Genomic DNA, 12,537 nt, shown 5'->3' with positions numbered 1-12,537 from the left:
ATGACAACTTTTAAAAGATACAGTTGATATATACAAATTCACTAAAAGCATTGCTACTTTATGAACATTTATAGTAAGCTGTCAATAAAACTTAAAAAGGAGACAAACAATGATACCTGTTGTTGCTATTTCTACTGGTAAAATCCAACACTTGCCTTATAGTACCAAAAAGCCCATGATTTCAGCGTTAGATAAAATACCATTTACTGGTCGCATGTGGCTATCTATTGATGGATTTTCTGAAGATGAACAAGCATATAAAGACCACGGTGGTCCTCATAAAGCAGTTTGCTGTTTTAGTCAATCAAATTACGATATGTATAAAGAAGATTTAGCACAGTTACCTACCTACGCCATGTTCGGGGAAAATGTTACGGTAAAGCATTTAGATGAACGAGATGTTTATTTTGGAAATCAATATCGTTTAGGTGAAGCGATATTAGAAGTCTCAGAAATGCGTGAACCTTGCTGGAAAATTCAAGCTAAATATCAAATTCCTGACTTAGTCAAACGCATGACAGCTTCAGGAAAGACAGGATTTTATTTTAGAGTGATACAGGAAGGCTATGTTTCTCAAGAAGATAATCTAGAATTACTTACTCAAGCAAATAAAGCGTCAAGATTATCTGTTTATGAGTTAAATGATATTTATTACAACGATCGAAAAAATATTTCACGTATATCTTATGCTTTAAATAATCCTTATCTATCTCCTAGCAGACGGGAAAAGTTATCTCGCCTATATCATCGTGCCTGTAAATAATATAATTCTATTAAATGAATAAAGAGCATGATAAGTGTCAACTGTTGATGGTTGACACTTATCATGCTCTTTTTCTTATTGCTCACTAATTTGATAACTTGTTGTTGAAGAAAATTGTTGGCCAGCTCTTAAAATAGACGGTGCTTGTTGACCAAAATAATTTATATCATTGGGTAAAAATTGTGTTTCTAATGTAAAACCTGAATGCGGTTTATATATATTTAACTGGCTCTCCCAAGTTTCTGGATGATTCATCGTGTATATCACAACATAAGGCATATCTGTATCTATTTGTAATTTGAACTCTCCATTTTCTACAGACAATGTTTGTTCGCTTAGTTCAAATGGATGGTCTAACCCTTGATAACGTTCCATTTGTTGCTTAATATCATCTTGATACGCCTGAAAAATTTCTTGAAATGTAATATGGTCTGAACCAAATTGAGATGTTAAGTTTATAGGTGTGTCATTCAATAAGAAATGTTGACGGTTTAATAAATACATCTTTAAGTCTTTCGCATGTATTTGATGATTATCAATAACATTGTTATCTCTATTCAAATTAAAGTAGACGTGATTCGTTGGATTAAATATAGTTGTAGCCGTCGTTTCAGCTTCATAAGTAATCGTCCAACGATGTTCTATATCATAATGATGTATCACTTTAAGCGCTAAATCTCCTGGATAACCGTCATCACTAGCATTTAATTTTGCCCTGAAAATAACTTTTACATCGCTTATTCCTTCAACGATGTCATAGTCAAATAGGACTTGATCACATCCATTTGAACCACCATGGATATGGTTAAGCCCATCATTTTGTTCAAGTTGATAGCGATCTTGATTAAGCTTAAAAGCGCCTGCCTCAATTCGACCGCTATAACGACCTATTGTTGCACCAAATTTCAATGGATTATTTAGATAAAATTCATCAGCTTCTACACGATTACCTAAGACGATATTATTGTCATGAAATTTCCAAGCGACAATTCTTGCACCATAATTTGAAAAGACGATGCTTGTTTCATTATTGTCAATTTTAATAAGGTCGATACCATGTCTTTGCTTTTCTACTTCAACTATCATAATTACTTACGTCTCCCTCTTAACTATGTCCAACTAAGTGCTGTTAGGCAATGACATCACGCACAGAATACAAATTGTATTTTGTATTAAAATTAAAGCCCGTTAAACAAAGCGGATATATAAATATCTGGGCATCATCCATTTACCTAATGCTGAAAATGATTGATTGTAATACTTAAAACTAAAATTTACAATTATACTGCAACTAAAAAATCAGACTTCTTAAATCATACCCTTAAAATATAACCTAACGAATTAGCCCCATCTTTATCACATAATTCCGTGACTAAGAACATGAGCTATCGTTATCTACTTAGCTTATTATTCATAATTTTACGTTTTCTTTATGGTGAAAAGCCATTATACACTTATACATTGTTACACTTTTTTACTTAATATGCCACAAATTATCGCCAATATTCGCAATTCTTCCATGGTTTTTTAGTAAAAAAATTACAACTTCCTATTCCAAATTTCGATGTAATCACTTACAATTTTTCATAGCCTTTTAAATAAAATGAAATTTTCAGCTTATTAACTATATAACAATATCTCTAAGTATCATTTTCCCAAAATAATGTATCTAACGTTGTGCCCAAAGTTTTAGCTATATTTACACATAGTTTTAATGATGGATTGTATTTGCCATTTTCAATCATATTTATTGTTTGTCTTGACACACCAACAGCTCTAGCTAATTCCAGTTGAGATATTTTAGAATAACCACGATATACTTTTACTTTATTCAAGCGTGTCACCACTTCTTTCACATTAACTCTTAATTAAATCATACGTAAATGACGAACCAAAGTCAAATATATATGACATTTTCAAGGAATAATTCTATTTTTTCTTGTGTTTCTATACCAATTCATTTGCTGACATAAAGTGTCTCTTTTTAAGAACAAAAGATCAAATTCACTGCTAAACTTCGATTTCAATACAATTCTATGACTGACTTTGGTAAAGTTAAAGGTATAATACAAATTCACTAAAAGGAGAATGTAATGGATTTCATCGTCCCTAGTACCATAGATACTGCTAAAGCATTATTAGGTGTCAAAGTGATTTATAATGATGATGGCCAAATTTATTCTGGATATATAGTAGAAACAGAAGCTTATTTAGGCTTTGATGATCGTGCAGCACATGGCTTTGGGGGTAAACAAACTCCTAAGGTTACATCCTTATACCAACGTGGTGGCACGATTTATGGACATATCATGCACACCCATTTATTAATTAATTTTGTCACACAACAAGCGGGTGTACCTGAAGGGGTGCTCATACGTGCAATTGAACCTGTCGATGGTATTGAAGCTATGAAAATAAATCGTGGTAAGCACGGCTATGAATTAACAAATGGACCTGGAAAATGGACAAAAGCATTTCATATTCCACGTGCCATTGATGGAACACTATTGAACGTCGGACGCCTATCCATAGACACAAAAAATCGTAAATATCCACGTGAAATTGAAGCAAGTGCACGAATTGGAATACCTAACAAAGGTATATGGACATCAAAACCTCTACGTTATACAGTTAAAGGTAATCCATATGTTTCGAGAATACCTAAAAAGAATATGCGTGCAGCGATAGATACTTGGAAATAGATTTTTTGACATAATAAAGCACCATAGCACACACATACAACATGTAACACACGCTGAAATGAGGTGCTATGGCGCTTTATTTTATATTTTATGATTAATATACATGGCCCCGTATTAATATGGTCTATAAGCCTCTATCTATATCAATATGACGCTGTTCCATCCAAGATAAAAGTTGTTGATCAAAAATAAGTTGTGATTGCTTTAATGCTTCAATGTCTGGCGCATTTAACATCGTCATTATTTGTTGCATTTGGGTTGTAAATTGTGCAACAAAAGTGATCGTTTGTTCCACACCTTCATTTTCAACATGATTTAGAAATGGGCGAGACATCCCTACTGCTTTAGCACCTAATGCCAAACTCTTGATGGCATCTAGTGGCGTTCTTATACCACCGCTAGCAAATATATTGAGTGAAGATTGATATGCTTGGCTTTCAAGTAATGATTCTACCGTGGATTGTCCCCAATTAGCTAAATAATTCATATCTTTATTACTGCGTCGTTCATTTTCTATTGAGACAAAGTTAGTGCCTCCCCTGCCACTTACATCAACGTAAGTCACACCGATGTCTTTTAATGCCTTAAATGTTTCTTTACTGAATCCAAAGCCTACCTCTTTAATGATAACCGGTACCGGAACATGGTTAATCATTTTAGCAATATTATCCATCCAACTTGCGAATGTCCGATTACCTTCTGGCATCACAAGTTCTTGTGGTGCATTGACATGGATTTGTAATGCTTGAGCCTCCATCAATTCAACCGCTTCGACTGCACGCTCAACAGGTACATCAGCCCCAACATTGCTGAAAATGACACCTTCAGGATTTACTTGCCGTGCAATTCGAAATGACTCTATCATATCAGGGTTTCGCAATGCAGCGTGTGTCGATCCCACAGCCATGGCAAGGCCAGTTTCCCGTGCCACAGTAGCCAATTTTTCATTAATTTGTTTCGTCCATTCACTGCCACCAGTCATCGCATTAATATATAGCGGATAATCCAGCTTAAAGTTGGAAGTGTGTGTCGATAAATTCACTTGTGCTACATCAATGTGTGGAATAGAATGATGAACAAAACGCACTCTATCGAAATCTGACGCCGGTGCATCCTGTTGTGCCATAGCAATTTCTACGTGCTCATTTTTTCTTTGTTCTCTTTGAAAATTACTCATTCATTTACCATCCTTTATTAAAGGTTTACCGTACAATATCTATTATTAAAACCAACGTTTTTTTCTAAAAAAGATAATTAATGCAATCGCGATAACTAGCATGACAACTAAACAAATATAATAGCTGTAATGCCATCTTAATTCAGGCATGTTATCAAAGTTCATTCCATAAACACCTGCAATAAAAGTTAATGGAGAAAAGATAACTGATACAAGGGTTAATATTTGCATGATGCTATTCATTCTAAATGATGAATATGATTCATAATTCTCCCTGATTTCATTTGTCATCTCTTGCGATGTACGAATAATATTACTTTGTTTAATCAAATGGTCATCGATATGTTGGATATACATCGAATGCTTGCTATCTACAATTAAATTACCTTCGCTCTTGATTGTTTCCACCAATTCTTGCATTGGAAACATGACTCGTTTAATTTTTATAAGGTCAGATCTTAATTTAAAGACGTTGTCCATCACCTTTTTACTTAAAGCATCATCCACATGCTTATCTTCAAAGTTATAAACCTTTTCTTCAATGTCATACACAAAATCAAAATATTTATCCACCATCATATCTAATATATGAATAACAATATCTGCGCAGTCTAGTTCACCATCATGATGATAAGCATTCCATTTTGCTACCTTCATCAATGATGAAAAATGCTTGTGATGATAGGTCACTAATACATTATTTTTTAAAAAGACATTGAGTGCACGTGGTGAATAATCATCACTATTGATACTATGAAACACGATATATTGATAGTCGTCGTATGCTTTATATTTCACGCGTGGGACGCCCGTAATTGTATCATCAATTTCTAAATAGTTAAAATCAAAATTTTCACGCAAAAAATCATTCTCTTTGGCAGTTGCATCTTCAAAATCATACCAAACAATCGTTGCATCTTTAGGTACATCTGCAATATCAGGTACTGTTGTCAATGATGTGTGTGGTGTTTGGTATCTAATCGTTATACTCATACATATTTCCTCCCACTTCAGCAACGTTCGTTGTTTATTTTACCATGAATTCAATCATGTGTATGTGCTAATTTTATTTAGTATGATAGAACTAACATAGAAAGATGGAGGATAAGCGATGATATTTACAGTACAAGGCATGGTACAACAATCACAAATTGATCATAATGCACATATGCATGATGCCGATTACAATTATATTTTTAGCGATGCAATCAACCAATTCAATTACACTCACGGATTGTCTCTAGCAGAACGACAAGCGCTGCATTATACAATATTTACTGTCGAAGAACATACAACTTATTTAGCCGAAATGTCGCTAGGAGAACACTATATAATACAACTTTTCATATATAACTATGACGATAAGCGCATACACTTTTTCTTGAAATTAATAAAAGAGAACGGCACTTTGGCAGCGACTAATGAAGTTATGATGCTTGGTATTGATTCAACTACGCGCAAGGCAGCAGCATTCCCAGAACCTTATTTCACAGAAATGACATCATATTACAAGACACAAGACATATCTCAGTGGCCTAAACAATTAGGGCATCAAATCGGAATACCGAATAAAGGATGAACACAATGACAAAATCTAGCATAGAAAAAATAAAATCATATCTCTTAGATTTGCATGATGATTTAAAGCTCAACCTTATAGATATGAATCAAACTAAAGATATGTTTATGAATGGACCTAGTACAGAGTTATTACGTAGAGCACTAAATATGAGCTATTATCAAGGACAAAAGCAGGCACTAGATTGGCTACAGTACAATGTCGAATCTCAAGATTCACATACTTTGATGACGCTAATTGAAGACAAATTACATCTGTTGACTGAACAAGACTCAAAAGTAAAAAATTTGGCTATCATGGCTAAAGAATTGCCTGAACAATTGTCACAAGAAGCACATAGAGATGGTCAACGCTCTATTTTAAAGCATATTAAAACACGCATTGACGTTTTTTAAACTAACAATAAAAAAGATAAGCCTATATAGGCCTATCTCAAATCATTATCTATCGTTTGTGCAATTTGTTTCACTACTTTGTGTGATTCATGAATAGGAAATAACGAAAAGTCATGTATCATTTTGGGATATCTAAAGAACTCAATCGGTTGTCGGTGCTCACTTAAATAAAAATCCAAGCGTTCCATATCAGGATAGTAGATTTCCTTTCCTGCACCAAACATAACAATCGGTGGTAAGCCTTCAAGATTGCCATTAATTGGTGATATTTCAGCATTGTTCAAAGGCTTTCCAGCTGCCCACACTGATAAAATATCATGAACACCTTGTCGATTAACAAATTGATCTTGTTGTTGAAGTTTTTCTGTAATTTCTGGGTTACTTAATGTAGCATCCAATAATGGTGACAATAAATACAATTTACGTGGCATTGGCAACTGCTGTTTGATAAGAGATTGGACAAAGCTTAATGCGAGCGCGCCTCCAGTACCATCACCCATAACTACTATATTTTCAGCACCTACTTCATCCACTAATTGTACATAAACTGCCTGTATCGCTTTAAAAGTATCATCAATATGAAATTCCGGTGCTTTAGGATAAATAGGTAACACGACCTCATATAACGTGGCTAATGTTAATTTATCCATCAAGCGCCAATGAAATGGCGAGGGTTGTAACGTATTGTAACCACCGTGAAGATAAAGGATTTTCTTACCTGTTTCATGTCTAAAATTGAATCGAAATACTTGCATATCATCTAACATTAATTTATCTAAATTTGATTTAACATTTAATGTTGAAGGTTGTTTATGCTTTAAGCGATTAGCATTTCTTCTTTTCTCCATAAATTGATTAAATTGTCCCTCATCCTTAAATTGAATTGAACGATTATGCAGTAAATACTTATTTACCACACGATTCATCATATAAGTTCTCATGTATGTCAACCCCTAAAAATTGCCTGATTTTCTGCAGAATTTAATATTATCGTAATTTTTTTCGTGCTTTTTCAGCGATATAATGTATGATATATATTTGAAATAAGTATTTAAAAAGACCAACTTAGTTATATTTTATTATTATATCAAAGCTAGTATAAAATAATACAACATAGAAAACAATCAAATACTAAAAAGGAGTATCATAATGGAACAATCCCGTTCACAACACCCAACGTATCAACGTACACAATATCAACCAGATTATCAGTTACAAACGACTAAGAAACGTTCTTGGGTTAGTATCATTATTCATTTTATCGTCTTAGTGCTTACCGCCATAAGTGGCTATAGTATGTATAAACAACCTCTTTTTATTTTTGGCTTAAAAGATACAGAAGTAGGTTATACACAGCTCAAAAACTTTAAGCAATCATTATCAAATTTAACTGAATTGAGCATTAACTCGGATCAAGTTACCAAGTTAAATGGACTCGGTTTAAGTGATATAGCCAAACAATTAGAAGCCTTATCCATTAAACCTGAACATATAGAGCAATTAAAGTCAGTGATTGAACAAATAAACATGTTATTCAATATTTTCTTTGGCTTATGCATTTTAAGTTTAATATTAACAATATTAACTTTACTATTTAATCGTACATTGCTTAAATTACTTAACTTTTTGTCTATTGCAAGCATGTTGGCAATAGTCGTATATTTTATGATTGCTATTGATTATTTGGCACAACGTATAGCAAAGTTGTTAAATAATGCTTACGTACAAATCACGCCGGATCAAGTTATCATAGAAGCAGATGCTACACATAATGCCATTATTTTACTTATCTGTTGTTTAGCATTGATATTCTTAAGTTTATTCTTTAGAAGTAAACGTCAAATTAAGCGATTATAAACCTATGATATAGCTACTAAATATGAAAATGAGTGGGTCTGGGACATAAATCTAAGAAAAACAGCAGTAAGATTATTTTCAATTAGAAAATATCTTGCTGCTGTTCTCTATTTTCACAATACTTCGTATTGAATGGCTTCGCTTTCCTAGGGTGCCGTCTCAGCCACCCCAACTCGCGTTGTTCGTTGACTTTCTTTTGGAAAGGTCTTTTTGTTGGGGCACCACCCCAACTTGCGTTGTTCGTGGAAATGCTTGTTGCATTTCTTTGTGTTGGGGGCACCACCCCAACTTGCTTTGCTTGTGGAATTTCTGATCGAAATTCTCTCTGTTGGGGCCCTTATATATGTTCTTTGGACATCATTTTGTCGTGTTCTGCGTCTGCTTTTTTCTTGCTTTTTAGGAATAGGCTTAGGATGAATGCGAGTATGCTAAGTGCTGTTGCAATCCAGAATGCGTCGTTGATTCCATCTACGGATGATATTTTTTGGACGAACATAGATAGTACTTTCATTGCGCCTTGTTCTCCTCCGTATTGTGTTGCAAGTTCACGCATATGGTCTTGAACAACAGGATTTGTTTTGTCTAATTCTGTAGAAAATGCATTAAAATGTTGCGTTGTTTGGGTAGTCATAACAGTGACTAATATCGCTGTTCCGATTGATCCAGCCAATTGACGCATCGTATTTAAAAATGCATTCCCATGTGAAATGAGACGTGGTGGTAACGCATTAATTGCCGCAGTCATCAATGGCATCATTACAAATGCCATACCAAATGAGCGGATAATGTAAATGCTCATAATATGCATATAAGGTGTATCTAAATTAAGTTTTGTTAATTCATACGTACCATAAGTCATCACTGCAATACCAAATAAAGCTAACGGTTTAAGACCTACTGTATCAAGCAATTTACCAGCTACTGGACCTAAAGCACCCATCACAAGCGCACCAGGTAACATAAGTAATCCTGAATCTAAAGCTGAGAAACCACGTAAGTTTTGTAAATAAATCGGTAATAAAATCATACCACCAAATAAACTCATCATGACTACCATATTGATAATTGTAGTCAATGTATACGTTGATGATTTCAAAACTTCAAGATTTAACATCGGTGCTTTCATTGTTAATTCACGAATAACAAATAACGTAATAAATACTGCACCAAGAATAAACATCACGATGATTTCTGTTGAGCCCCAGCCTTTGTTACCAGCTTCACTGAAGCCGTATAATAAGGCACCGAAACCAATTGTACTGTATACAACACCTTGATAATCGGCTTTAGGATTTGTTGTGCGTTGATATAATCTAAACCAAATAAACCCTATGATAATAGCAATTAATCCTAGAATGAACATACCGTAAAACATCACATTCCAGTGATAGTTTTGAACGATATAACCAGAAAGTGTTGGACCGATTGCAGGAGCTAAAATCATGGCAATCCCCATTGTACCCATGGCTACACCACGGCGTTCAGGTGGGAAAATTGTCACAATAACGTTAGATCCAAGTGGCATTAATATACCAGCACCAATGGCTTGCAATACACGTCCTGTCATCATAATTGGGAAGTTTGTAGAAATCGCACAAACTAATGAACCCAGTGTAAATAATGTAAGCGCGATAATAAACAATTTACGATAAGAATATTTATTGAATAAAAACGCACTGATAGGTATCAAGATACCATTTACTAACATAAATCCTGTCATCAACCATTGACCAGTTGATGCTGAAATGTTGAATTCAGTATTAATACGCGGTAATGCCACGTTTAATAATGTTTGGTTTAAGATAGCAATAAACATACCAAATAACATCGCTGCTATAATTTGAGCACGTGTAACATTTTTGCCAAAGACAAAATCTTCATTTTGATTCTTGATTTGTTCATTGACACGTCCTTCTACAGAGTTCGGATTAATAGCATCATGTGCATCATCTCCTTGATTGACACCATGTGATGTTTCATCAGCGTGTTGTAGCTTATCAGACGTATCTCCTGTTTCTGTCGTTGCAATGTGTTCTGTTGTATCATTGAATTGATGTTTACGTTTATCATCTTCAATGTCATTTGACTTACTTTGATTAAACCCATTTTTAGACATTTCTTCTTTGTCTAAATCACTTATTTTAAATTTAGATTGTTGACTCTTAGAATCTTGTAGATTGCGTTGTTCCTTGAATTGCCCTTTATTTTTATTCTTTTTGCGTGATTTAACCACGAAAAAGTTAATAAGGCCAATAAATATGAGCGCTACAACAATATAACCAATAATGAAGGTCGTAGTCATATTTTGACCCCCTTAGTTTTTATGAATTTTAACTTCAGCGTTCATACCAGGAACAACATCTTTTGATGGTGTAGAATCAAGAGAAATTTTTACAGGAACGACTTGAGATACTTTCGTGTAGTTACCGTCACTATTAGAAGATGGCATTAATGAGAAGCTATTTGCTGTTGCTTGACCAACATGTTCAACTTTACCACTCACTGTTGTACCTTGCGCATCAATTGTAACATCTACGTCGTTACCTTTCTCAATACTGCTGACGTCTTTTTCATCAACATTCGCAGTAATATATAATTCATCTAAATTGTATGCATAAGCGATTGGATTTCCAGCTTGTGCCATAGAACCTTCAGCACCATCTGTTTTTACGATTGTACCGTTTTGTGGCATTTTGATATCCATTGATTGTGTATCGCCACTTTCGCTTTTTCCAACGACTGTAGCTACTTTGTCACCTTTACTTAGCTTGTCCCCTTCTTTAGCATCAAATGATTTAATTTGACCTGATGTTGGACTTACAATTTTAATTTGTTTACCGTCAACTTTAGCATTATCAGTCGTTACATAGCTTGTCGCATTGTTATAAAAATGGAAGCCAATGATACCAATAACCGCTAAAACAACGATTGTAATCACATTGATTAAAATCAATTTTTTCATCTAAACATTTCCTCCTATTTGCTTTTAAAATTCACTTTATCTATTATAGAGACATCAGCAGTAAAAAAACACCAACACATCTAACAAAATTGTTGGTTTTTCGTAACAAAACAAATACAGGTGACTTTACAAATGAAAAATCGTGCGAAATATAGAATTATTTTTAATTTTGTCCATCTACTTGAACAATATCCTTTTGAAGCTATTACTACAAAATTAATTTGTGCACATAGCAATGTAAACCGTTCAACATTTTACGCTAACTTTAAAGATAAATATGATTTATATGATATTATTCAAAATTACCATAAAAAGAAATACATCAATTTGTTAGACACATTGTACAATGACTTTGAAGATGTTAAATCAAACAATATGAAGATTCATAAATTCTTTGTGATTGTCTTAAAGTACATACAACGTAAAAAAGCTTTCTTTCATGCCGTATTCATTACCCATCCCAATCGTGAAATTGCCATCGAATACTTCCAGCTCACAAAAGTGAAGTATGAAAAGATTTTAACAGACTATAATACAACGATTGAGAATAAAAGTGCATTTGTTACTTATACGTTAGGTGGACAAACTGCTATTTTGTTAAGTTGGCTGAAAGACGGTTGTCAAGAAAGTCCACATAAAATTGCTGATATTCTACTTGCTAATACGATTAAATTACAACGCTAGTATACACAAATATGGGTCAGAATCGTAATTATAGGAATACAGTCTGAGTTATAAGTTCTAAAATAAAAACCATCCGTATTTTGGATGGCTAAACAGTATTGGGACGCTGACTCGCAATGAAACAGTGCTCATAGAAGACGATAGGTGTAGGCGACATTTTGAAAAACATACGCATAAAAAATTCGTCCAAAAAGTCATAAATTTTGTTATATTTAACATTCGTCAGAGTCTGGGACATAATTATATTTTAGGCTCTGAGTTCTATATTGGCAGTAGTTGACTGGATTGAAAATACGCTAATACCAAGCTTTTTTCAATCCTAGTCAACCTTGTCGGGGCGGGACTACGAATTCATTATGAATTCTGGCCCGCTCCCTTTTTATTTCAATTATTTTCTTTGTCAGCAACTATTTATATA

General features: G+C 33.9%; 13 protein-coding genes. 6 read left to right on the top strand and 7 right to left on the bottom strand.

Annotated features, from left to right (window positions below; translation table 11 throughout):
- Positions 1 to 109 precede the first annotated feature (109 nt).
- Positions 110 to 763, top strand: a complete 654-nt coding sequence (locus HMPREF3267_RS00800; protein ID WP_002478781.1) for an MOSC domain-containing protein — start codon at positions 110 to 112, stop codon at positions 761 to 763.
- A gap of 75 nt (positions 764 to 838) precedes the next feature.
- Here HMPREF3267_RS00800 and HMPREF3267_RS00795 read toward each other — a convergent pair whose 3' ends face one another.
- Positions 839 to 1,849, bottom strand: coding sequence for an aldose epimerase family protein (locus HMPREF3267_RS00795; protein WP_062077973.1), 1,011 nt, complete (start codon positions 1,847 to 1,849; stop codon positions 839 to 841).
- 554 nt (positions 1,850 to 2,403) lie between these two features.
- A complete protein-coding gene (locus tag HMPREF3267_RS00790; protein WP_002460156.1) occupies positions 2,404 to 2,619 on the bottom strand; it encodes a helix-turn-helix transcriptional regulator in 216 nt (71 codons plus the stop codon).
- Between the two features lie 237 nt (positions 2,620 to 2,856).
- Here HMPREF3267_RS00790 and HMPREF3267_RS00785 point away from each other — a divergent pair, with 237 nt between their 5' ends.
- The gene (locus HMPREF3267_RS00785; protein WP_002492246.1) at positions 2,857 to 3,465 is read left to right on the top strand and encodes a DNA-3-methyladenine glycosylase; all 609 of its coding nucleotides are present in this window, start codon (positions 2,857 to 2,859) and stop codon (positions 3,463 to 3,465) included.
- A gap of 124 nt (positions 3,466 to 3,589) precedes the next feature.
- Here HMPREF3267_RS00785 and fni read toward each other — a convergent pair whose 3' ends face one another.
- Both fni and corA read right to left on the bottom strand, forming a co-directional pair.
- Positions 3,590 to 4,642, bottom strand: coding sequence for a type 2 isopentenyl-diphosphate Delta-isomerase (gene fni / locus HMPREF3267_RS00780; RefSeq protein ID WP_002460158.1), 1,053 nt, complete (start codon positions 4,640 to 4,642; stop codon positions 3,590 to 3,592).
- A 45-nt stretch (positions 4,643 to 4,687) separates the two neighbouring features.
- Complete coding sequence (corA, locus tag HMPREF3267_RS00775) at positions 4,688 to 5,635, bottom strand: magnesium/cobalt transporter CorA (protein ID WP_002478778.1); 948 nt, start codon at positions 5,633 to 5,635, stop codon at positions 4,688 to 4,690.
- Between the two features lie 118 nt (positions 5,636 to 5,753).
- Here corA and HMPREF3267_RS00770 point away from each other — a divergent pair, with 118 nt between their 5' ends.
- Both HMPREF3267_RS00770 and HMPREF3267_RS00765 read left to right on the top strand, forming a co-directional pair.
- Positions 5,754 to 6,221, top strand: a complete 468-nt coding sequence (locus tag HMPREF3267_RS00770; RefSeq protein WP_002478777.1) for a thioesterase family protein — start codon at positions 5,754 to 5,756, stop codon at positions 6,219 to 6,221.
- 5 nt (positions 6,222 to 6,226) lie between these two features.
- Positions 6,227 to 6,616, top strand: a complete 390-nt coding sequence (locus HMPREF3267_RS00765) for a hypothetical protein (RefSeq protein ID WP_002478776.1) — start codon at positions 6,227 to 6,229, stop codon at positions 6,614 to 6,616.
- A 32-nt stretch (positions 6,617 to 6,648) separates the two neighbouring features.
- Here HMPREF3267_RS00765 and HMPREF3267_RS00760 read toward each other — a convergent pair whose 3' ends face one another.
- Positions 6,649 to 7,557 (bottom strand): alpha/beta hydrolase fold domain-containing protein, encoded by a 909-nt coding sequence (locus tag HMPREF3267_RS00760; protein WP_062077975.1) that lies wholly within the window; start codon positions 7,555 to 7,557, stop codon positions 6,649 to 6,651.
- A 208-nt stretch (positions 7,558 to 7,765) separates the two neighbouring features.
- Here HMPREF3267_RS00760 and HMPREF3267_RS00755 point away from each other — a divergent pair, with 208 nt between their 5' ends.
- Positions 7,766 to 8,473: a hypothetical protein gene (locus tag HMPREF3267_RS00755; RefSeq protein ID WP_002460164.1), complete on the top strand. Its 708-nt coding sequence runs from the start codon at positions 7,766 to 7,768 to the stop codon at positions 8,471 to 8,473.
- Between the two features lie 337 nt (positions 8,474 to 8,810).
- On the opposite strand, the gene HMPREF3267_RS00750 is transcribed toward HMPREF3267_RS00755, so the two are convergent.
- Positions 8,811 to 10,775, bottom strand: coding sequence for a DHA2 family efflux MFS transporter permease subunit (locus HMPREF3267_RS00750; RefSeq protein ID WP_002478773.1), 1,965 nt, complete (start codon positions 10,773 to 10,775; stop codon positions 8,811 to 8,813).
- Between the two features lie 12 nt (positions 10,776 to 10,787).
- Positions 10,788 to 11,435 carry an HlyD family secretion protein gene (locus tag HMPREF3267_RS00745; RefSeq protein WP_070823814.1) on the bottom strand — a complete coding sequence of 216 codons (648 nt, stop codon included), beginning with the start codon at positions 11,433 to 11,435 and terminating at the stop codon, positions 10,788 to 10,790.
- A 132-nt stretch (positions 11,436 to 11,567) separates the two neighbouring features.
- Between HMPREF3267_RS00745 and HMPREF3267_RS00740 the strand changes: the two genes are divergently transcribed.
- Entirely contained in the window at positions 11,568 to 12,119 is a 552-nt protein-coding gene (locus HMPREF3267_RS00740) for a TetR/AcrR family transcriptional regulator (protein ID WP_002478772.1), read from the top strand.
- The last annotated feature ends 418 nt before the right edge of the window (positions 12,120 to 12,537 follow it).

This window comes from Staphylococcus sp. HMSC62D11 (assembly GCF_001839145.1).
Classification (GTDB): Bacteria; Bacillota; Bacilli; order Staphylococcales; family Staphylococcaceae; genus Staphylococcus; species Staphylococcus lugdunensis.
This window is presented reverse-complemented; position numbering and strand designations above follow the sequence as displayed.